This window comes from Streptomyces sp. NPDC006798, assembly GCF_040635975.1.
Lineage (GTDB): Bacteria > Actinomycetota > Actinomycetes > Streptomycetales > Streptomycetaceae > Streptomyces.
This window is the reverse complement of record NZ_JBEYIS010000022.1, coordinates 72128-92812: the sequence shown is the minus strand read 5'-3', so window position 1 is coordinate 92812 and position 20685 is coordinate 72128. Positions and strand designations below refer to the sequence as shown.

The 20685-nt window shown below is 74.7% G+C and carries 16 protein-coding genes; 8 read left to right on the top strand and 8 right to left on the bottom strand.

All coding sequences use genetic code 11. The annotated features are described in order from the left end of the window. Positions 1–127: 127 nt before the first annotated feature. From ABZ714_RS17370 to ABZ714_RS17350, 5 genes are all read left to right on the top strand, one after another. The gene (locus tag ABZ714_RS17370; RefSeq protein ID WP_358826082.1) at positions 128–1840 is read left to right on the top strand and encodes an alkaline phosphatase D family protein; all 1713 of its coding nucleotides are present in this window, start codon (positions 128–130) and stop codon (positions 1838–1840) included. 300 nt (positions 1841–2140) lie between these two features. Continuing rightward, a complete protein-coding gene (locus ABZ714_RS17365) occupies positions 2141–3598 on the top strand; it encodes an SWIM zinc finger family protein (RefSeq protein ID WP_358826081.1) in 1458 nt (485 codons plus the stop codon). Next, positions 3595–6294, top strand: coding sequence for a DUF6493 family protein (locus ABZ714_RS17360; RefSeq protein WP_358826080.1), 2700 nt, complete (start codon positions 3595–3597; stop codon positions 6292–6294). Before ABZ714_RS17365 ends, ABZ714_RS17360 begins: the two co-directional genes overlap by 4 nt. A gap of 77 nt (positions 6295–6371) precedes the next feature. Next, complete coding sequence (locus tag ABZ714_RS17355; RefSeq protein WP_358826079.1) at positions 6372–7802, top strand: GNAT family N-acetyltransferase; 1431 nt, start codon at positions 6372–6374, stop codon at positions 7800–7802. A gap of 726 nt (positions 7803–8528) precedes the next feature. After that, a complete protein-coding gene (locus tag ABZ714_RS17350; RefSeq protein WP_358826078.1) occupies positions 8529–10211 on the top strand; it encodes a DUF885 domain-containing protein in 1683 nt (560 codons plus the stop codon). Positions 10212–10313: 102 nt separating this feature from the next. Here the strand turns inward: ABZ714_RS17350 and ABZ714_RS17345 are convergent, their stop codons facing one another. Then, positions 10314–11165, bottom strand: coding sequence for an SDR family oxidoreductase (locus ABZ714_RS17345; RefSeq protein WP_358826077.1), 852 nt, complete (start codon positions 11163–11165; stop codon positions 10314–10316). A gap of 67 nt (positions 11166–11232) precedes the next feature. Then, the gene (locus tag ABZ714_RS17340) at positions 11233–11754 is read right to left on the bottom strand and encodes a rhodanese-like domain-containing protein (protein WP_358826076.1); all 522 of its coding nucleotides are present in this window, start codon (positions 11752–11754) and stop codon (positions 11233–11235) included. Positions 11755–11847: 93 nt separating this feature from the next. Between ABZ714_RS17340 and ABZ714_RS17335 the strand changes: the two genes are divergently transcribed. Continuing rightward, positions 11848–12294, top strand: a complete 447-nt coding sequence (locus tag ABZ714_RS17335; RefSeq protein WP_358826075.1) for an Lrp/AsnC family transcriptional regulator — start codon at positions 11848–11850, stop codon at positions 12292–12294. Here the strand turns inward: ABZ714_RS17335 and ABZ714_RS17330 are convergent. Then, complete coding sequence (locus ABZ714_RS17330) at positions 12284–12718, bottom strand: hypothetical protein (protein ID WP_358826074.1); 435 nt, start codon at positions 12716–12718, stop codon at positions 12284–12286. The genes ABZ714_RS17335 and ABZ714_RS17330 overlap by 11 nt on opposite strands. A gap of 87 nt (positions 12719–12805) precedes the next feature. On the opposite strand from ABZ714_RS17330, the gene sigJ reads away from it, so the two are divergent. Continuing rightward, a complete protein-coding gene (sigJ, locus tag ABZ714_RS17325) occupies positions 12806–13756 on the top strand; it encodes an RNA polymerase sigma factor SigJ (RefSeq protein ID WP_358826073.1) in 951 nt (316 codons plus the stop codon). Between the two features lie 26 nt (positions 13757–13782). Here sigJ and ABZ714_RS17320 read toward each other — a convergent pair whose 3' ends face one another. The 3 genes from ABZ714_RS17320 to ABZ714_RS17310 are packed head-to-tail and all read right to left on the bottom strand — an operon-like array spanning position 13783 to position 18677. After that, positions 13783–16836 carry an SMC family ATPase gene (locus ABZ714_RS17320; RefSeq protein WP_358826072.1) on the bottom strand — a complete coding sequence of 1018 codons (3054 nt, stop codon included), beginning with the start codon at positions 16834–16836 and terminating at the stop codon, positions 13783–13785. Continuing rightward, the gene (locus ABZ714_RS17315; RefSeq protein ID WP_358826071.1) at positions 16833–17990 is read right to left on the bottom strand and encodes an exonuclease SbcCD subunit D; all 1158 of its coding nucleotides are present in this window, start codon (positions 17988–17990) and stop codon (positions 16833–16835) included. The genes ABZ714_RS17320 and ABZ714_RS17315 overlap by 4 nt, the downstream gene beginning before the upstream one ends. Positions 17991–18050: 60 nt before the next feature. After that, entirely contained in the window at positions 18051–18677 is a 627-nt protein-coding gene (locus tag ABZ714_RS17310; protein ID WP_358826070.1) for a YigZ family protein, read from the bottom strand. Between the two features lie 76 nt (positions 18678–18753). Here ABZ714_RS17310 and ABZ714_RS17305 point away from each other — a divergent pair, with 76 nt between their 5' ends. After that, a complete protein-coding gene (locus ABZ714_RS17305; RefSeq protein WP_358826069.1) occupies positions 18754–19161 on the top strand; it encodes a CoA-binding protein in 408 nt (135 codons plus the stop codon). 159 nt (positions 19162–19320) lie between these two features. Here ABZ714_RS17305 and ABZ714_RS17300 read toward each other — a convergent pair whose 3' ends face one another. Continuing rightward, complete coding sequence (locus ABZ714_RS17300; RefSeq protein WP_358826068.1) at positions 19321–19875, bottom strand: YbaK/EbsC family protein; 555 nt, start codon at positions 19873–19875, stop codon at positions 19321–19323. A gap of 174 nt (positions 19876–20049) precedes the next feature. Continuing rightward, complete coding sequence (locus ABZ714_RS17295; protein ID WP_358826067.1) at positions 20050–20622, bottom strand: XRE family transcriptional regulator; 573 nt, start codon at positions 20620–20622, stop codon at positions 20050–20052. Between the last annotated feature and the right edge of the window lie 63 nt (positions 20623–20685).

Sequence of the window (20685 nt, the reverse complement as noted above, 5' to 3'; positions counted from 1 at the left end):
CGGTCCGGCCGGTCGGCGGGGGTGTCCGGCCCGGTTGTCCGGCCGTTCATCCGGGGTTGGGGTGGCCGTACGGCCGGAACGTCAGGCAGGGACCGCCACCGTTTCCGGCTCCTCTCGGAGGTTGACGATGCCCCTCGGCACAGGCGATTCCCCCGGTGCGTCCACCCCTCCCCCGCCCGCCCGGGGTGACACGGCGGGTACGGGTACGGGGCGGCGGGCCCTGCTCCGGGGTACGGCCGCCGCGTCCGCCGCGCTGGTGGTGCCGTTCGCGGCGGCGCCGGGCGCGGGGGCCGTCCCGGGCCCGGCGCCGGGGCCGGCGCTGAGGGGACGGCCCCGGGCGTCCTGGGGCGTCCAGTCCGGTGGTGTGACGTCGTCGTCCGGGCTGGTGTGGGCGCGTTCGGACCGGCCCGCGCGGATGGTGGTGGAGCTCTCCCCGACCCGTTCGTTCCGGCGGGTACGACGGGTACCGGGGCCGCTGCTGACTCCTGGCACCGACTTCACCGGGACGGCGGCGCTGCGCGGGCTGCCCGCCGGCGAGGAGGTCCACTACCGGGTCGTCCTCGCGGACCCCGACGACGGGCGCCGGACCGGGGAGCCGGTGTACGGCTCGTTCCGTACCGCGCCGGAACGGCGCCGGGACGGGGTCCGCTTCCTCTGGTCGGGCGATATCGCGGGTCAGGGCTGGGGCATCAACCCCGATATCGGCGGCTTCCGGGTCTACGACGAGATGCTGCGGCTGGATCCGGACTTCTTCCTCTGCAGCGGCGACACGATCTACGCGGACGGGGTGGTCGAACCGTCCGTGACCCTGCCCGACGGCCGGATCTGGCGCAATGTCACCACCGAGGAGAAGTCCCGGGTGGCGCAGTCGCTCGACGACTTCCGGGGCAACTTCCGCTACAACCTGCTCGACGCGAACGTCCGCCGGTTCAACGCGCGGGTTCCCACCGTGGCGCAGTGGGACGACCACGAGGTACGGAACAACTGGTATCCGGGGCAGATCCTGGACGATCCCCGCTATGCGGAGAAGGACGTGGACGTTCTGGCGCGACGGGCGCTGCGGGCCTTCGCGGAGTACTTCCCGACCCCGACGCTGCCGGTCTCCGGAGGGACCGGCGGGCTCGGCGGGTCCACCGGCATCGACGCGTCCGGCGGGCTCGGCCGGTCCGGCGGGCGGATGCACCGGGTCGTCCGGTACGGGCCGCTGCTGGACGTCTTCGTCCTCGACATGCGCGCGTACCGGAATCCGAACTCGCCGGGGCGACGGGCCGATGACGAGCAGGGCGTTCTCGGCGCCGGACAACTCGCCTGGCTGAAGCGGGAGCTGGCCCGGTCGCGGGCGGTCTGGAAGGTACTCGCGGCCGATCTGCCGATCGGGCTGGTCGTTCCCGACGGCGCGGCGGACTTCGAGGCGATCGCCCAGGGCGATCCGGGCGCGCCGCTCGGGCGGGAGCTGCAGATCGCCGAGCTGCTGCGGTTCGTCAAACACCGGCGGATCACCGGCACGCTCTGGCTGACGGCCGATGTGCACTACACCTCCGCCCAGCACTACGCGCCGGAACGGGCCGCGTTCAAGGACTTCGCCCCGTTCTGGGAGTTCGTCTCCGGGCCGCTGGCGGCGGGCGGCTTCCCGGCCAACGCGCTGGACGCCACGTTCGGGCCCGAGCGGGTCTTCGTCCGGGCACCCGAGCGGGCCGATGTCTCGCCGATGGAGTCGCCGCAGTACTTCGGTGAGGTGGAGATCGACGGCGGCAGCGGCTCGCTGACGGTAAGACTGCGGGCCGAGGGCGGGAAGGTGCTGTTCAGCCGGGTGCTGGAGCCGGGGCGCGTAGGGCAGTGACGGCGGTACGGCGCCGAGCGCGTCGCCGCCCCCGGCGGGCGGGGCGGGTCGGCGGCGCCGGGCCTGCGGCAGATCGCGCTGGATCGCGGTGGATCGCGGCGGCCCGCAGCGGTGGGGCCGCCTCCGCGATCACGGGCACGGGCTGGCGAGTTCTCGCCAAACCGGGCTCAGGCACGGACAATCGGCCCTGGTCGTACCGTGTTCCCCGGGGTAAGGACCCCGGGGGCACCGAAGGTGCGAACCCTCCAGGAGGCCCCCGGGCGGGGTCCGTTGTCAGTGCCGGGCCCTACGGTCCGTTCCATGACACGAACAGTGCAGGCGCTCGCCTACACCCGTCCCTCCGCGCTCAGCGCCGCGGCCGACGGGGACCTTCTCGGCCTGGAGACCTCCGGGGGACTGACCCCGGCCGGGGCCGAGGCCAGCCCGACCTTCTTCTCCGGTTTCCTGGAGTCGCCGCGGACGGCGGCCCGGGGGCTGCTGGCCGTGGCCGATGTGGCGGCGGCCCGCTATGTCCGGCCGGAGCTGCGGCGGCTGCTGGACCCGGTGGTGACGGGGAACGGTGACCGGCTGCGCTTCGAGTCGTTCTCGGGCTGCTGCGGGGTGTACGCACGGCTCGACGTACTGCGGGACGGTCTCGGCGGCGCGGAGACCGGGCGCGGCACGACCAATGTGGATGTCAACGATCCGCTGCGGAACGCCCTGTCCCGGCTGACCGGGGACAGCCCGCTCCATCTGCGGGTGGGTCCCGGCGAGATGGCGGTGACGACCCTCGACGGTTCGGTCGTGGAGAAGAAGGTCCCGCTGCCGGACCGCTGGCTGCGCGGGTTCGCGGAGGCCCAGGTGGCGACGGCCGGGTTCGATCTGCGGGCCGAGCTGTCGGCGGCGGAGGCGGTGCGGTTCCTGCGGTCGCTGCCCCGGTCCCGGACGGGCGGCTCCTCGCGGGGCGCGATCTGGGTGGTGCCGTCGGGCCGGACCCTGCGGCCGACGACCCGGCCGGTGGCGGGCGCGGTGTGCCTGCCGGGGCCGGAGCGGCTGGAGGCGTTCGGACGGCTGCTGCGGCAGGCGGAGTCCCTGCGGGTGTACGGGCCTCCGGTGGCCGACGGCGCGCCGGTGCCGACGGCGTGGGAGCTGACGCTCCCCGGGATGCGGCTGACGCTGACGCTCTCGCCGGACGCCTGGCGGGGCTTCTCCGGCGAGGGCGGAGTGCTGGAGTCGCTCTCCACCGACGAGGCCGAGCAGGACGCCGAGCTGCTGTCGGTACTGCTCGCCTGGGAGCCGGAGATCGATCCGGCGGAGCTGGCGGACCGCTCCGGTCTGCCGGTCGCCCGGGTGAAGGCGGGGCTGGTGCGGCTGGGGACCTCGGGCCGGGTGGGGTACGACGTCGCGGACGCGGCCTACTTCCACCGCGAGCTGCCGTACGACGCCGGGCGGGTGGAGCGGCACAACCCCCGGCTGGCCTCGGCCCGGGAGCTGCTGGCGGCGGGCGCGGTCACCGCGGACCCGGACGGCCGGTCGGCCGCGGTGGCCTCGGGGGACCGGGTCTACCGGGTACGGGACACGGGCGGGCGGATGAGTTGTACCTGTGTCTGGTGGGCGGAGCATCAAGGGGGGCGGGGGCCCTGCAAACACGCCCTGGCGGTCCGGATGGCCCGGCGGAGCCCGGCGGCCGGGGGCGGGGAGTCCGGCGGAGCCGTGGCCGTGCCGTCGGGCGCGGCGGTGACCGGCGGGACCGTGACGGGCCGGGGAGGCGCGCGATGAAGGAGCTCATGGAGGCGGTCCGCGAGGGCCGGGCGCACAAGGTCCCCGGGCTGCTGGAGCCGCTCGGACCGGCGGAGCGCAAGGAAGTGCTGGCGGAACTGAAGAAGTTCCGGGCCGAACTGCGCGACTGGTCCTGGCAGCGGTGGGAGGAGCGGTCGAAGGCATCGATCGCCGTCCTGGTCGCGGGAGCGGGCTGCCAGCCGGGCGCGGTGGCGGCGGCGACCTGGATCGGGGCCGCCCAGCTGCGCCTCGGGCGGGCCGTGCCGTCCAAGCTGATCCTGGAGGTGCTGGCGCACCGGGACGACGTATGGGTGGGGAAGGTGGCGCACAAGCTCGCGACCCGCGCCTCCACCACCGCGGACGACGTCCGGCTGATCGAGGCGCTGGTGGCCCGCTCGGGCTGTGAGATCCCCACCGCCGACGGGCATGTGACGGGCTGGGTGGGGATGATCGCCCGGCGGGGCGCCCAGGTGATCGCCGCGATGGGCGAGGACCCCAGGGCCGCGGTGCTGGCGCCCCGGATCTTCGAGCTGTCCCGCATCCCGGCCGCCGTCCTGTGGGAGGGCTTCCGCGAGCCCGGTGACCCCTGGCCCGCCGGCATCGCGGACCTGGCCCGGCGGGGGCTGGTGGAGCGGGCGGCGCTGCTCGACGCCTGTACCGCCCGGATCCTGCGCGGAGGGCGGCCGGGCGAGATGGCGTTCTGTCTGGCGGTGCTGCGCGCCCTGGAGCCGGACGACACGGAGCTGCGGGCCGGGATCCCGGACTGGCTCGGCATGGTCTCCGACGGCACCCCGATGGTGGCGGCGTACGCGCAGAAGGCCCTGACCGGACTGGAGCAGCGGGGCGAGCTGCCGGAGGACGCGCTGGCGGCGATGTCGGAAGCCGTGCTGTTCCGGCCGGAGAAGGCCCTGGTGCGCTCGCAGCTGACCCTGGTCGACCGGGTGCTGAAGCGGCGTCCTGAGGCGGCGGAGCGACTGCTGCCGGTGGTCGGCGAGGCGTTCGGCCAGCCGGACACCGGGCTCCAGGAGCGGGCGCTGAAGCTGGTGGCCCGTCATCTGAAGGACGTAGGGGCGACGGTCCGTGAGGACCTGGCCCTGGCCGCGGAGCGGTTGAGTCCGGCCCAGCGGGAGGAGGCCCGAGCCCTGCTGGGCGGCTACGGGATGGCGGAGGACGAGCCGTACCAGGAGGCGCTTCCGCCGGTCGTGCCCCCACGGGCCGTCGAACCGGCGCCGACGTCGGTGGCCGAGTTGGTGGAGCGGTTGCTGGTGGTCCGCTGGTCCGGGGAGCGCGCCCTGGACTTCGAGCGGGTCGTCGACGGGATGGTCCGGCTGGGCGCCGAGGACCGGCCGGCCCTCGCGGCGGCGCTGCGCGAGGCGATGCCGGAGCGCTGGTGGGCCGCCGAGCCGGACGGCGGGACCGCCGGTCGGGAGCATCATTTCCGGGAGGAGGATCCGCGACTGGAGTTCCTGATGGCCGTCGTCGCGACCCGGCTCCCCTTCGACGTCGAGACGCTGCGGAAGGACGGCAAGGACGCCAGATGCCCGAGTGAGGCGCTGGAGGCGCTGCTCTCGGCCCGGCTCCGGGAGATCGGCTACCGGCTGTTGACGGATCCGCAGCCGTTCCTGCTGGCCACCCCCACCCTGGACACCGGGGCGCTCGATCCGCTGGTGCTGGTGGAGCGGCTGCGGGAGTACGGTCGGCTCGGGGCCGAACCCGGTCCGGTGGACTTCGGCCAGGCCCTGCTGCGGGTCCGGCGGGGCGCGGGTGGCGTCGCGGCCGAGCGGGCCGCGGAACTGGGCACCGCCGAAGGCGACCGGCTCGCCGCCTGGCTGCGGGGCGAGGGGCCGGAACTTCCGGCGCTGCGGACGCCGAGTTCGGGGTCCGGTCCGGCTGCGGGCGGGGACACCGGTGTCGTGGCGCGGATGGTGCTGAACCCGTTGCGCGACGTCCGGGAGCTGCTGACGGTGAAGCAGTCGTTCCCGCGCCCGTTCCACTGGCTCGGCCGCGAGGTGCGACTGCATCCCTGGTGCCGTCGTATGACCCAATGGCAGTCCTTCTGGCGGTTCGCCCTGCCGTACGAGCGAGAGGCGCTCGCGTACTGGCTGCGGGACGGGCTGGACATGTGCGGTATCGGGGAGAGCCGTGGGATCACGGCCGGGCTGCTCGCGTTCGCCGAGGCGGAGGCCGATGACGGGCCCGCCGGGCCGGAGTTGCACCGGGCGCTGGGCATCGGGCTGAACGCCGAGCGCTCCGACGACCGGTTGGCGGCGGTGGACGCCCTGCTGTCGCTGGCCGCCCGGGAGCAGCTCGATCACGCCCGATTGGCGGTGGAGCTGGCCGATTTGGTGGATCATGGGGTGGTGAAACCGACCCGGCTCGCCGACGCGCTGGACACGGCCGCGTCGGGCGGGGCGTACGGGACCGTCTGGTCGGTCCTCGGCCCCGCCCTGCCCGGTCTGGTGCGGTCCGTCCCGGGCAACCGGGGTCTGGGCCGGATCCTCGCGGTCGCGGCGGAGTGCGCCGAACGCAGCCGTCCGGCGGTCGCCGAGGAGATACCGGGTCTGGCGGAGCTGGCCGGGCGGAAGGGCACCTCGCAGGTGGCGGTGCAGGCCGCACGGCTGGCCCGGGCTCTCTCCGGCACGGCTTCCCCGGCGGTGCCCGTACTGGCGGACACCATTGACCAAAAGAGCACATAGGACATCGAATGCACGCTTTACCCATCAGTCACACATCGTTTGTGATCACGCAACACGCCACCGCCACAGTGGTGGGCATGACTGATGCGAACTCACCGGTACGCGCCCGCCGATCCCACGACCGACGACGGGCCCTCATCGGACTGACCGCGGTGCTCACGGCGGCGATCGCCGCCGGGGCGCTCGCCCATCGGACCGAACAGACCGCACACACCCCGGCCGGTCCCGCTTTACTGATGGCGGCCTTCCTCGCCGCCGGGGCCGCCGTGACCGTGCGGCGGTGGGCACGACGGCGCGGCGCGCACCCGCCGGACGGTACGCCCGGTGCCGGTGATCCCGGCACCCCGGGCGGCGCACGGGCCGACGGCGCCGCGGACGGCACCGGACCCGGTGGCCCGGAGGGGCAGGCGGGCGGCGGAGCCGTCCTGAGACGGGTACGGACGACCGTCCGGGACGAACCCGGCGCCCTGGCGGCGCTCTGCGCGGCCCTCGCCGACCTGCGGGTCGACGTGATCACCCTCCAGACGCATCCACTGACCCGGGGCACCGTGGACGAGTTCCTGCTCCGCACTCCCGGGTCGCTGCAGCCGGACGCGCTCCGGGCGATGATCCTGCGGGCGGGCGGCACGGATGTGTGGATCGAGCGCGCCGACGAGCACGACCTGGTCGACACCCCCACCCGGGTCCTGGGGCTGGCGACCCGGACGGCTCTCGACCCGGCGGAGCTGCCGCTGGCGCTGCGGCAGTTGCTCGGCCGCTGCACCGTCCGCTCCCGGCCGGACCCGGCACCGGAGGCCGACCCGGCCGGGGAACGGGCGCCGGTTGAGGGCGTACTGGAGGGGACCGTGATCCGGCTGCGTGATCCGCGGGGCGGCACGGTCACCGTCGAACGGCCGTATCTGCCCTTCACACCGACCGAGTTCGCCCGGGCCAGGGCCCTGATGGAGCTGGACGCCCGGCTGGATCCCCGGACCCCGCGCGGCGAGGAGCCGCACACCTTGCCGGAGGGCGAGGAGATCGTGGTGCGCCGGGCCGACGAGAGCGATCTGGAGGCCGCGAAAGAGCTGCATCTGCGGTGCTCGGAGAGGACCCTGCGGGCGCGGTACCACGGCCCCGTCGGCGATGCCCACCGCTATCTGGACCATCTGCTGAGCCCGCGCCACGGGCGGACCCTCGCCGTGGAGACCACGGCCGGGCGGCTGGTGGCGCTGGGGCATCTGCTGTGGGACGGGGACGAGACGGAGATCGCTCTCCTGGTGGAGGACGCCTGGCAGCGCAGGGGTATCGGCTCCGAACTCCTGGGGCGACTGGTCCTGCTGGCCGTGGAGACCGGTTCCCGGGGGGTGTACGCGGTGACCCGTTCGTCGAACACGGGCATGGTCGCCGCGATGCGGAGCCTCCGGCTGCCCCTCGACTACCAGCTGGAGGAGGGCACCCTGGTGATCACCGCCCGGCTGGACACCGCCACGGGGGACTCGCTCCTGCTCTGCGAAGCCGCGGAGCACTGAAGACCGCCGAGAACCGCGGAACACCGCGGAAGACGGCCGAGAACCGCTGAAAGGGGCCGGGTCCGGGGCGCAGAGGGGGCGGGGCCGACCGAGGCCCGGCCGTGCGACCGGGCCCGTACCGGCCACCGGTGGGCTTCGGGACCGGGCACGGGACCGTCGAGAACGCGCCAAAGATCCCACCGCCGCATCCGGACAGGAACAGGGCCCCGGCAGCCGTCCGGGGCCGACGGCCGACTCCCCTCCGGGCGGGGGCGATCCGGTCGCCGGATGAGGCGCGGGGGGTACGGGTGACGGGGTCCGGGCCGGTGCCGGGCGCCCGGGAGCGAGCGCGGGAGGGCCGGTGCCGCGCCGGTGCCGGAGCCACGTCCGAAAACCGGTGGCCCCGTGAAAAGGCCGGGATCCCGGGGGCACCGTCCGGCCGGAGCGGACCGACCGGTTCGTCCGCATTACCCGAACGGGTGATGAGGCCGGGTTCGTTCACCCACCGGCGGGCCCGCCCCGGACACCGTCGACGGAGCCGCCCCGGCGGCGGGTGGAACCGTACGGTGGCCGCCGAGGGCCCTGGCACGGCCCCGGGCGCGGCGGCCGGAGCACCGGGGCGGGGCTCGCCCTCCTTCGGGGCGGCGCGGGCGCACGGTGGTTCACCGGCCATCGGGCGGTCGTTCGGAGGGCCGCGGGTCCCTCACGATGGTGACGCCGCCACCCCCGCTCATAGAGGATGTGTGCATGTCAGTCACCGCCAGCACCCCGCTGCCCCGTCAGGTCGCCGACAGCTATCTCGACGCGCTCATCGCCCTCGATCCGATCACCGGCACCTATCTCGGGGTCAAGGAAAGCGCCGCGCTTCTGCCCGACTTCTCCCCCGAGGGCCAGGAGGCCCGCGCCGCCCTCGCCCGGCGGACCCTCGCCGAACTGGCGGAGGCCGAGAAACGTCCCGGCGCGGAGAGCGACGCCGAGCGGCGCTGCGGCCGCCTGCTGCGGGAGCGGCTCACGGCGGAACTCGGGGTGTACGAGGCGGAGGAGGGCCTGCGGGCGGGAAGCATCCTGGACTCCCCGGTCCACCTGGTGCGTACGGTGTTCACGGTGACCCCGACCGCCACCGAGGAGGACTGGGCGGCCGTCGTCCGGCGGCTGCACGCCGTCCCGGCCGCCCTGGCGAGCTATCGCGCCGCCCTCGCGGAGGGCCTGGAGCGCAAGCTGTACGCCGGGCCCCGGGCCACCCGCGCCACCGTCGGCCAGCTGACGGAGTGGATCGGGACGGGCAGCGGCTGGTTCGGGGAGTTCGCGGCCGACGGCCCGGAATCCCTCGCCGACGAGCTGGCCGAGGCGGCCGGGGCCGCCACCGACGCGCTGGCCGCGCTCCGGGACTGGATGCGCGATGTCTACGCCCCGGCGGTGGCCGACGCCCCCGACATCGTGGGGCGGGAGCGCTACGCCCGCTGGTCGCGCTACTACAACGGGACCGATCTCGACCTGGACGAGGCGTACGCGTACGGCTGGGCGGAGTACCACCGGCTGCTGGCGGAGATGCGGATCGAGGCCGACCGGATCCTGCCGGGCGCGGGCCCCTGGGAGGCGCTGGCCCATCTCGATGTCCACGGCCGCCACATCGAGGGCGTCGAGGAGGTCCGGAACTGGCTGCAGGGCCTGATGGACCAGGCGATCGAGGCGCTGGACGGCACCCACTTCGAACTCGCCGAGCGGGTCCGCCGGGTGGAGTCGCGGATCGCCCCGTCGGGCAGTGCGGCGGCCCCGTACTACACCGGCCCGTCGGAGGACTTCTCCCGGCCCGGGCAGACCTGGCTGCCGACCATGGGCGCCACCCGGTTCCCGGTCTACGACCTGGTCTCGACCTGGTATCACGAGGGTGTGCCCGGCCACCATCTCCAGCTGGCCCAGTGGGCGCATGTGGCGGACCAGCTCTCCCGCTACCAGGCGACGGCAGGCGGTGTCAGCGCCAACTGCGAGGGATGGGCGCTCTACGCGGAGCGGCTCATGGACGAACTGGGCTTCCTCGCCGACTCCGAGCAGCGGCTGGGCTATCTGGACGCGCAGATGATGCGCGCCTGCCGGGTGATCGTGGACATCGGTATGCATCTGGAGCTGGAGATCCCGGCGGACTCGCCGTACCACCCCGGGGAACGCTGGACGCCGGAGCTGGCGCAGGAGTTCTTCGGGCGGCACAGCGGGCGCCCGGCGGAGTTCGTGGAGAGCGAGCTGACCCGCTATCTGTCGACGCCCGGCCAGGCGATCGGCTACAAGCTCGGCGAACGGGCCTGGCTGCTGGGGCGGGAGAAGGCGCGGGCGGCACGCGGTGACGCCTTCGACGCGAAGGCGTGGCACATGGCGGCGCTGTCGCAGGGCTCGCTCGGTCTCGACGATCTCGTGGACGAGCTGTCGAAGCTGTGATCCGCGGCGGCCGGCGGACGGGTCCGTCCGCCAGCCGTTCCCGGCGGCGGGAGGCACGGCCCCCGTGGGTCCCGCCCGCCGGTATCACCGGGCGTCAGCGGGTCAGCGGCGGAAGCCGCCCTCGGAGTTGATCACCTCGCCGGTGATCCACTCGGCTTCGTCGGTGGCCAGCCAGGCGATCAGCCGGGCGGGATCGTCCGGCATGCCCCAGCGCCCGCCCGGGAAGCGGTCGGCGACCGCCCGGTAGTCGTCGCCTTCCAGGTAGTCGGTGTCGACGGGGCCGGGGTTGACCGCGTTGACGGTGACCGCGAGATCGGCCAGATGGGTGGCGAGCGAGCGGGTCACCGAGGCGTTGGCGCCCTTGGCGAGGGCGTAGGCCAGTTCACCGGGCATACCGCCCGCGATGTCCTGGCCCGAGGTCATCAGCACCACCCGGCCGCCGGGCGTCCTGGGCGGCAGTCCGGCCCGCAGCCGGGCGTACGCCTGGACCAGCAGCACCACCGACCGGGTGTCGACGGCGAAGTGGGCGTCCAGCATCGACGCGTCGATCACGTCGAGGGTGCCGTCCTGGCCGCTGAGGGCGTGGTTGGCGACGACGATGTCGAGGCGCCCGCCGAACGCCTCGGCGGCCGCGGTGATCAGCGCGCCGGGCGCGGCCGGGTCGGACAGGTCGGCGGGGCCGTGGAACACCCGGGCCCCGGCGTCGCCGAGGGCGGCGCGGACCCCTTCGGCGACGGCCTCGGGTCCGCCGGGTTCGGCGCCCCAGGGTTTGGCCTCGTCGTGCGGTACGTGGTGGTGGAGATAGACCCCGGCACCGTAGGCGGCGAGCCTGCGGGCCACCGCGTATCCGATGCCGCCTCTTCTGCTCGCGCCGGTCACCAGGGCGGTACGGCCGCGCAGCGGCAGGGGGTCGCGGCGCAGCGCCGCGGGCTCGGGATGGGGAAGCATCGGCATGACGCCCCATCATGAGTGATCACGGGGTGGTCGGCATCCGGTTTTGCGGGCGGCGGGCGCGGGCCGGTCAGCAGCCGCAGTCGGCCGCGCCGGCGGGCGCGGTCAGCGGGTCGGGGGCGCGGCGGTCGCCGCCCTCCCAGGTCTCGTACCCGAAGCCCTCCCGTACCCAGTACTCGAATCCGCCGAGCATCTCCTTGACCCGGTAGCCGCGTTCGGCCAGGGCGAGCGCGGCCCGGGTGGCGCCGTTGCAGCCGGGTCCCCAGCAGTAGGTGACGACGGGCACGGCCGGGTCGAGCAGCCGTTCGGCCTGCTCGGGGACGAGGGCGGTGGGCAGATGCCGGGCGCCGGGGATGTGGCCCTGCTCCCAGGCGGCGGTGGAGCGGGTGTCGACGAGGACGAACCCCGGATCTGCGGGCCCTCCCGGCGCTCCCCCGGCGGTCAGGGCGGCGGCGACATCCGAGACGTCGGTGTGGAAGGCGAGGCTCGCCCGGAAGTACGCCGCCGCGTCGGCGGGTGCCGCCGGGGGCGTACGGAGGACCGCGTCCGGGGCGGGAGCGGCGGGGGCCTCGATAGTCGCGTTGGCGTTCATGGCAGTGAATCTACGGGCGTCTCCGCCGCCCCCAAAGGTACTTTCCCCGGCATACGACTTGATCGGCCGGGGATTCCCCGGTTCCCTTACTTCATGAGCGACTATGTACCGGACGCCACCGACTGGCGTCTGCTGGAGGTCCTCCAGCATCGTGGCCGGGCCGGTTTCGCGGAGCTGGCGCGGGAGGTCTCGATGTCGGCGAGTGCCGTGACCGAACGGGTCCGCAGGCTGGAGGAGGCCGGGGTCATCACCGGCTACGGCGCCGTGGTGGACCGGGGGAAGCTGGGTCTGACCATCACGGCCTTCGTCCGGCTGCGCTATCCGAACGGGAATTACAAGCCGTTCCACGATCTGCTGGACACCACCCCGGAGATCCTGGAGGCGCACCATGTCACGGGCGACGACTGCTTCGTACTGAAGGTCGCCGCCCGCGATATGGGTCATCTGGAGCAGGTCACGGGCCGGATCGGCGCTCTGGGTTCGGTGACGACCAGTGTCGTCTACTCCTCGCCGCTGCCGGGGCGGCCGGTCAGCCGCTGAGCACGGGCCGGTCGGCGGCCCCGGCCGGGCCGTGGTCACCGGGCCGGGTCTCGCCGGGCCGGAACAGCGCCAGCAGGCTCAGGCCGAACATCAGCACGCCCAGCGGCAGATGGACCGACGGGATGTGCGCGACGCCGACCAGGACCTGGACCGTGGCGAGGGCGAGGAAGCCCGACGCGTACAGGACGGGACGGGGCGAACCGTCGTGCCGTTTCCACACCAGGACCGCGACGAGCAGATAGAGCATCGTCGTCCCGTACGTCACCCGGGCCCCGGCGTCGTGCAACTGTGCCCCGAAGGACGTGTCGGGCAGGAGTCCGGCGGAGACCGCCTGGAGGAAGATGGTCAGGGTCTGCAGGGCGATCGCGATCCGCAGGAACGTGGCGCCGGGCCGCTCGTTCGCCGCGGCCGTCCGCGTGGTCATATCACTGTCCCCTTGTCCGCCGTCGTCGGGCAGTAGATCGGTAAGGTCTCACCAGCCCGACGAAACGGGGCGGCGAAAGGTAAGGCGATGGGGGCGGCCGGAGGCAAGGACACCGCCGCGACCGGCGGCGACGCGATAGCCGGGGAGCAGCGGCGGCTGCTCAATGTCGCGTACCGGCTGCTCGGTTCGGTGACCGAGGCCGAGGACGCCGTCCAGGACGCCTACGCCCGCTGGTACGCGCTGTCGCCCGGCGGCCGGGCGGCGATCCGGTCGCCCGGTGCCTGGCTGACGACGGTGACCGGCCGGATCTGTCTGGATCTGCTCGGCTCGGCCCGGGCCCGCCGGGAGCGTTATGTCGGCGCGTGGCTGCCCGAGCCGCTGCCGGGTCTCGCCGGGCGGGAGCTCCGGGGCGGCAGCGGTCGCGCCGGTGCCGCTGACCCCGCCGACCAGATCGTGCTGGACGAGTCGGTGACCACGGCCTTTCTCGTGGTGCTGGAGTCGATGACACCGGCCGAGCGAGTGGCGTTCGTGCTGCACGACGTCTTCCGGTATCCGTTCACCGAGATCGCCGGTGTCCTCGGCCGCACCCCGGCGGCCTGCAAACAGCTGGCGGCGTCCGCCCGGCGACGGGTGGGCGGGGTACGTGCCCCGGTGGCGGCGGACGACCGGGCCGAGGTGGTGCGGCAGGTCAAGGAGGCGTGGGAGAACCGGGACATCCCGGCCCTCGTCGGTCTGCTCGATCCGGCCGCCGTGATGACCGCGGACGGCGGTGGTCCGGCGGGGGCCGCGCCGCGCCCGGTCGAGGGCGGTGCGAACATCGCCCGCTACATGGTCGCCGTCGCCGACAGGGCTCCGGGACTTGAATTGCTGGAGCTGCCGGTCAGCGGTCTTCCGGGGCTGGTGGCCCGGCGGGCCGGGACCGTGGTGACCGTGGCCTCGTTCGGGATCGCCGACGGGCGGGTCACCCGGATCTGGGTGGTCCGCAATCCGGCGAAGCTGCGGCCCTGGGCCGGGGACGGCGGTACGGCCGGGCCCTGACGGTACGGGCCCGGCGGCCTCCCGCGCTACGCGTCCGGCGCGCCGGTCCGGAGCCGTACGGTCGAGCCGTGGCGCTCCTTGACCACCTCCAGTTGGATGGGGACGCGGCGGCGCAGATCGGCGACATGGCTGACGATGCCGACGCTGCGGTCCCGCTCCCGCAGGGAGTCCAGGACGTCCAGCACCTCGTCCAGGGTCTGTTCGTCGAGGCTGCCGAAGCCCTCGTCGATGAAGAGGGTGTCGAGGCGGACGCCTCCGGCCTCTTCGGTGACGACGTCGGCCAGCCCCAGGGCGAGGGCGAGGGAGGCGAAGAAGGTCTCGCCGCCGGAGAGGGTGGCGGTGTCGCGTTCCCGGCCGGTCCAGGCGTCGAGCACCCGCAGACCCAGGCCGGAACGCCCGCCTCCGGAGCGGGCGTCGGAGTGGGTGAGGGAGTAGCGCCCGGCGGACATCCGCAGCAGCCGGCCGGTGGCGGCGGCGGCGACCTGTTCGAGGCGGGCGGCCAGGACGTAGGACTCCAGCCGCATCCGGTGTTCGTTCTGGGCGGAGGTGCCCGCGGTGAGGGCGGCGAGCCGGGCCACCCGGGCGTGTTCCGCGCGCAGCGGTACGGAGCCCCGGACGGCGGCGGCCGCCTCGGCGGAGAGGGCGTCCAGTTCGGCGGCCCGGTCGCGGGCGGAGGCCAGGGCGGCCGAGGCGTTCCGCAGGGCGCGGTCGGCGGTCTCCAGTGTCGCCGCGGCGGCCGCCGGGTCGGCGGGCGGCAGCGCGGCGGCGGCGCGGGTGCCGGGTTCGGCGAGCCGGTCGGCGACGGCGGCGGCCTCGGCCCGCCAGAGGTCGGCGGCGCGCTGGAGTCCGCGGTGTTCGGTGTCGTCGGCGACGGCCGCAGCGGCGGCTTCGGGGGTGGGGAAACCGGCCCGGTAGGCGGCGTCGGCCGTCCGTCCGTCGGCTTCCTTGAGGCGGCGGGCGGCCTCGGCGGCGGCGCGGACCGCTTCGGCGGCCCCGGCGGCGAGCCGGGCCAGCCGCTCCAGTTCGGCGGCGCGTTCGGCGACGGACCGGGCGCCGCCTCTGGCCCGGTCCAGTTCTTCGGTGAGGGCGGCCAGCTCCCGGTCGAGGGCTTCGCGTTCGGCGGTCCGGGCGGCGACGCGCTGGTCGACGCGATGCCGGTCCCTCAGCCGCTCCTCGTGTTCCCGTTCGGCCCGGTCGAGGGCTTCCCGGGCGGCGTGGATCCCGGAGGCGAGGGCCCGGGCCTCGCCCAGGTCGCGCTCCACCCCGGCGACCAGGGCGGCGAGTTCGGCGGCGGACGGGTCGCGGGAGTCCGGCCCGGCCCCGGGGGCGTCGGCCGGCTCGTCGTCCCGGGCCCGGAGGCGGGCGGCGGCGAGGGCCGTCCGGATCCGGTCCAGCCGGCGCTCGGCCCCGGAGCGGTCCTCCTCGGCCCGGGTATGGGTCTCGTAGGCCGCGTCCTCGTCGGCGGGGGCGACCCGGTCGGTGCCGGGACGGGCCGGGGCGGGGTGGTCGGCGGAGCCGCAGACGGCGCAGGGCTCGCCGGGGACGAGCCCGGCGGCCAGTTCGGCGGCGATCTGGGCGAGTCGGCGCTCCTTGAGGTCGAGCCAGGCGGTACGGGCCGTGAGCGCGTCCTCGCGGGCGGTCCGCAGCGCGTCCTCGGCGCCGGTCGCCTCGGTGGCGAGCCGGTCCCGCTCCCGGGCGGCGTCCCGGCGCAGCCGGGCGGGGCCGAGACGCCCGGCCAGTTGTTCGGCGCGGGTGGCGGCCTCCTGGGCGGCGGCGAGCCGGTCCTGGTGGCGGCGGCGCAGGGCGTCCCAGCCGGCCAGCCATTCCCCGGCGTCCTGCCGGGCGTCCTCGTCGGCGCGGGCGGCCCGGTCGAGCGCGGCGCGCTCGCGGGCGATCCCGGCTCCGCGGTCCTCGGCGCGCCGGGCGGCCGCCAGGGCTCCGGCCTCGCGGCGGAGGTCACGTTCGGTTCCGGCGAGCCGGTCGGGGTCGGCTTCGGCGAGTCCGGCGGGGAGGGCGGCCCGGGCGGCGGCGAGCGCGGCGGCGGCCGTGCGATGGTCCCGCTCGGCGGCGGCGCGGAGCGTGAGGGCGGGGGCCACCCGCTCGGCCCGGCGGGCCTCCTCCAGCCGGGCCAGGACCTCCTCGTGGGCGGGGCGGGCGGCCTCGGACGCCGCCCGGCGGCGGCGGGTCTCCTCGTACCGCCGCCGGAGCCGGTCGTGTTCCCGTGCGGTGTCGAGGGCGGCCCGGGCCTCGTTCCGCCGGTCCTCGGCGAGGGCGACGGCGCCGCGCGCGGCGTCGAGCCGTTCGCGGGCGCCGGATCGGGCGACGGCCGCCCCGGCGAGTACGGCGTCGGCGAGTCCGGGGTCGCCGGGCCGTCCGTCGGGCGGGGGCCAGTCGCCGGTGGCGCCGGCGGCGGCCTGGGCCATCCGGTGGGCGAGGGCGAGGAGCCGTTCGTCGCCGGTGCGGACCCGGGCCTCGGTGGTACGGCGCCGTTCGGCGAGCCTCTCCTCGACGGCGGCGAAACAGCGGGTGTCGAAGAGGCGGCCGAGGAGTCTGCTCCGGGCCTCGGCGTCGGCGCGGAGAAAGCGCGCGAAGTCGCCCTGGGGCAACAGGACGACCTGGCAGAACTGTTCCCGGCTCATTCCGATGAGCTGTTCCAGCTCCTCGCCGATCTCCTGGTGGGAGAGGCTGAGGGCGCGCCAGGTGCCGCCGGGGGCGTCGTACTCCCGGAGCAGGCTGCGGGCCCGCTCGGGGGTGAAGCCGGTGCCCCGCTTCTTGCGGCGCTGCTGGGCGGGGAAGCGGGTGATCTCCAGCCGCCGCCCGCCGAGGGTGAGTTCGAGCAGGACCTCGGTGAAGGTGTCGGCGGCGGCGTGGTCGCTGCGCAGGGGGGTGCCGGGGCTCTGGCGGGCGCCGGGCACGGTGCCGTAGAGGGCGAAGCAGACGGCGTCCAGTACGGAGGTCTTCCCGGCGCCGGTCGGGCCGTGCAGCAGGAAGAGGCCGTCGGTGGTCAGGGCGTCGAAGTCGATGTCCTGGGTGGTGCCGAAGGGGCCGAAGGCGGTGAGGGCGAGGCGGTGCAGCTTCATCCGGCGGCCTCCGCCTCGGCGGTGCGGACGGCGTCGAACGCCGCGTTCAGTACGGCCCGCTCCTCGGCGTCCGGGCCGCTGCCCCGGACATGGGCCACGAAGTCCTCCGCGATCTGCCGCCGGTCCCGGCCGCGCAGCCGCCGGGCGTAGGAGAGGGTGTCGTCGGCGGGGGGCCGGTCGGGGGCGAAGACCAGGCTGAGGGTGTGCGGGAAGCGCTCCGTCAGCCGGGCCATGGGTTCGGCGGGGCGGACCGGGTCGGTGAGGGTCGCCTCGACGAAGGAGTCCTCGTACCGCTCGTGGGCCGGGTCGGCCAGCAGGTCGTCCAGGCGGCCGGTGAGCCGGGCCAGGGGCCTGGGCACGGGGCAGTCGATCCGTTCGGCGGTGACGGCGCCGTCCGGGCCGAGGTCGACCAGCCACATCGTCTTGCGGTGCGCGGCCTCGGAGAAGGAGTAGGCGAGCGGGGAGCCCGAGTACCGCACCCGGTCGGTGATGGTCTGGCAGCCGTGCAGATGGCCGAGGGCGGCGTAGTCCACCCCGTCGAAGACGGCGGAGGGCACGGCGGCGACCCCGCCGACGGTGATGTCCCGCTCGCTGTCGCTGGCGGCGCCGCCGATGACGAAGGCATGCGCGAGGACGACGGAACGGGTCCCGGGCGGGCGGCCGGCGAGATCGGCCCGGATCCGGTCCATGGCCGCCGTGACCACGGTCTCGTGTCCGGCCCGCTCGACCCCGAACGCGTCCTTGACCAGGGCCGGTTCCAGATAGGGCACCCCGTAGAGCGCGATGTCGCCGTGGGTGTCGGCGAGGACGACGGGGTCGGCGCAGCCCTCGGGGTCGGTCCGCAGATGTATCCCGGCGCGCTCGATGAGCCCGGCGGCGACGCCGAGGCGGCGGGCCGAGTCGTGGTTGCCGGAGATCATCACGGTCGGTACGCCCTCGGCGGCCAGCCGGTGCAGGGTCCGGTCGAAGAGTTCGACGGCGGCGAGCGGCGGCACCGCGCGGTCGTAGACGTCTCCTGCCACCAGCACCGCGTCGACCCGGTGGGTACGGACCGAGTCCACGAGGTGGTCGAGAAACGCGGACTGGGCGTCGAGCATGCTCACCCGGTGCAGCGACCGGCCCAGATGCCAGTCCGACGTATGCAGGAATCTCATGATCCCCGAGAGTATCGGCGGGGTCTGACAGCCAGGGCGGATCGGGGGATCCCGCGGTGATCAGGCGTCGCCATACGCCTCGCCGCCCAGTTCGAGGGCCGCGGTCCCGGCGGTGGCGTCGGCGAGCCAGCCGCGGAAGGCGTCGACGTCGGCGTCCGGGAGGGCGATCTCGATCGCGACCCGCTCGGCGTAGCCGACGGAGCGGACGGTACGGCCGGTGGCCCGCAGATCGTTCTCCAGCTTCCCGGCCCGCTGGTGGTCGACCGTGACGACGGCCAGCCGGTAGCGGCGGCGGACGACGGTGCCGAGGGCGTCGAGCGCCTCGCCGACCACTCCCCCGTAGGCGCGGATCAGTCCGCCCGCGCCGAGCTTGACCCCGCCGTAGTAGCGGGTGACGACGGCGACGGCGTAGCGGATGTCCCGCCGGGTGAGCATCTGGAGCATGGGCACCCCGGCCGTGCCGCCGGGCTCCCCGTCGTCGCTCGCCTTCTGGACGCCGGCGTCGGCGCCGATGACGTAGGCGAAGCAGTTGTGGGTGGCGGTGGGGTGCTCGCGGCGGATCCGGGCGACGAACGCCTGGGCCTCCTCCTCGGTCGCCGCGGGGGCGAGCGCGCAGATGAAGCGCGATCGGTTGATCTCGGTCTCGTGGACGCCCGCGCGGGCGACGGTCCGGTACTGCTCCTGCATCCGGCCACCCTATGCTTCACCCGATCGAGGGGGTGCGGAGGGGAATGCTCCGCGCGGGTGGCCCGTTGTCGCAAGCATGTACGGAGACGACGAGACCATCCGCAGGATCCTCACCTCGACGGGCAACACCTGGGCGGTGGTGGGCCTGTCGAACAACGAGTCACGGGCGGCGTACGGGGTCGCGCGGGTCCTCCAGCGCTACGGCAAGCGGATCGTGCCGGTCCATCCGAAGGAGGAGACGGTCCACGGCGAGCGGGGCTACGCGACGCTGGCGGACATCCCCTTCGACGTCGATGTGGTCGATGTGTTCCTGAACGGGGCACTGGCCGGGCAGGTGGCGGACGAGGCGGTCGCCAAGGGCGCGAAGGCGGTCTGGTTCCAGCTCGGCGTGGTCGACGAGGCGGCGTACGAGCGGACCCGCGCGGCCGGACTGGACATGGTCATGGACCATTGCCCCGCGATCGAGATACCGCGGCTGGGCTGAGCCCGGACGGACAGACGGACGGGGCGGGGCGGATCCCGTCGCCCCTCCCGGGCCTGCCTCAGGCCCCGGCCCGGGGCGGGTCGCGGACGGCCGGGTCCCGGGCGGGCCGTACGGCTCGGGGGCGGTACGGATCCCGGGGTCGTACGTATCAGGGGTGGGTCAGACGCCGAGCCCTTCGAGGACGACGGCGTTGGGGAGAGCGGCCAGCGCCTTCCCCGGGACGATCAGCTTGCCGCGCCGCAGCCCGCTGCCCAGCAGGACCCACGGCGTGTCGGCGACCGCCGCGTCCACCAGCACCGGCCAGTCCCCGGGGAGTCCGATCGGGGTGATCCCGCCGTACTCCATCCCGGTCTGCCCGGTGGCGGTCTCCTGCGGGGCGAACGACACCTTGCGGGCGCCCAGCCGCCTGCGGACGACCCCGTTCACATCGACCCGGGTCTGCGAGAGCACCACGGCGGCGGCGAGTGAGGTCTCGCCGCCGCGCTTGGCCGCGACCACGACACAGTTGGCGGACTGCCGGAGCAGCTCTTCGCCGTAGTGGGCGACGAAGGCCGCGGTATCGGCGATCGCCGGGTCGGTGTCGACGTGGATCAGCTGGTCGGCGGGGATGTCGCCGGTCCAGTTCCGTACGGCGTCGGCGACCGGGGCGACGAGCACGCCGAGGGCGTCGGGGGCGGGCAGGGCGGTGTCGAAGGAACCGATGGGAGCGCGCATGATCGCACGGTAGCAAGTGCCCGGGGGCGCCCCGACCGGCCGCCGCGGCATCCCGCCCGACCTCGACTCCCCTTCCGCCGGGGCGGGTTGGGCCACCCGTGGATGCTGCTGCCCTGCCACCGCTCGGGCACCGCCCGGTCCGGCGCCCCGAAAACGCCCGAGCGCGCCCCGGGGTCAGCGGGCGGGGGGTACGGCGACGGCCATCTTCAGCGACACGGCCTCCGTGCCGTCATTGCGGTAGGTGTGCGGCGCGTTCGCCTCGAAGACGACCGAGGCCCCCGCGGGCACGGTATGCGGCTCCCCGTCCACCACCAGGGTGAGTACGCCCGCCGTGACATGGATCAGCTCGATCGTGCCGTCGGGGTGGGGGTCGGACGAGCTGCCGTCACCGGACTCCAGCCACCAGGACCACAACTCCAGGGGCCCGCGCAGCTCGGTCCCGACCAGCAGTTCGTTGAAGCTGCCCGCCGGGGTCGACCACATCCGCATCGCGTCGCCCGGGGGCACCACCCGGACCTGGGGCCCGTGGTCGCGGTCGAGCAGGGTGGCGATGCTGACCCCGAGCGCGTCGGCCAGCTTCACCGCGATACCGACACTGGGGTTCGTCCGCGCCTGCTCGATCTGGATGATCATGCCCCGGCTGACGCCCGAGCGGGCCGCCAGGGAGTCGAGGGTGTAGCCCCGCTCGCCGCGCCAGCGCTTGAGATTCCGGGCGAGCGACTGCGTCAGATGATCGAGGTCAGCCACATTCCGTCCAAGATAGTAAATGACATAGTCGAAGATCCTGCACTACCGTGTGCTGTACCGCCG

Bases quoted from the DNA above. Each gene is read 5' to 3' on its own strand.
- ABZ714_RS17370 (WP_358826082.1), top strand. From the start codon at position 128: ATGCCCCTCGGCACAGGCGATTCCCCCGGTGCGTCCACCCCTCCCCCG.
- ABZ714_RS17335 (WP_358826075.1), top strand. From the start codon at position 11,848: ATGAGCGACTATGTACCGGACGCCACCGACTGGCGTCTGCTGGAGGTC.
- ABZ714_RS17340 (WP_358826076.1), bottom strand. From the start codon at position 11,754: ATGAACGCCAACGCGACTATCGAGGCCCCCGCCGCTCCCGCCCCGGAC.
- ABZ714_RS17305 (WP_358826069.1), top strand. From the start codon at position 18,754: ATGTACGGAGACGACGAGACCATCCGCAGGATCCTCACCTCGACGGGC.
- ABZ714_RS17365 (WP_358826081.1), top strand. From the start codon at position 2,141: ATGACACGAACAGTGCAGGCGCTCGCCTACACCCGTCCCTCCGCGCTC.
- ABZ714_RS17360 (WP_358826080.1), top strand. From the start codon at position 3,595: ATGAAGGAGCTCATGGAGGCGGTCCGCGAGGGCCGGGCGCACAAGGTC.
- ABZ714_RS17320 (WP_358826072.1), bottom strand. From the start codon at position 16,836: ATGAAGCTGCACCGCCTCGCCCTCACCGCCTTCGGCCCCTTCGGCACC.
- ABZ714_RS17330 (WP_358826074.1), bottom strand. From the start codon at position 12,718: ATGACCACGCGGACGGCCGCGGCGAACGAGCGGCCCGGCGCCACGTTC.
- ABZ714_RS17355 (WP_358826079.1), top strand. From the start codon at position 6,372: ATGACTGATGCGAACTCACCGGTACGCGCCCGCCGATCCCACGACCGA.
- ABZ714_RS17315 (WP_358826071.1), bottom strand. From the start codon at position 17,990: ATGAGATTCCTGCATACGTCGGACTGGCATCTGGGCCGGTCGCTGCAC.
- sigJ (WP_358826073.1), top strand. From the start codon at position 12,806: ATGGGGGCGGCCGGAGGCAAGGACACCGCCGCGACCGGCGGCGACGCG.
- ABZ714_RS17350 (WP_358826078.1), top strand. From the start codon at position 8,529: ATGTCAGTCACCGCCAGCACCCCGCTGCCCCGTCAGGTCGCCGACAGC.
- ABZ714_RS17345 (WP_358826077.1), bottom strand. From the start codon at position 11,165: ATGCCGATGCTTCCCCATCCCGAGCCCGCGGCGCTGCGCCGCGACCCC.
- ABZ714_RS17310 (WP_358826070.1), bottom strand. From the start codon at position 18,677: ATGCAGGAGCAGTACCGGACCGTCGCCCGCGCGGGCGTCCACGAGACC.
- ABZ714_RS17300 (WP_358826068.1), bottom strand. From the start codon at position 19,875: ATGCGCGCTCCCATCGGTTCCTTCGACACCGCCCTGCCCGCCCCCGAC.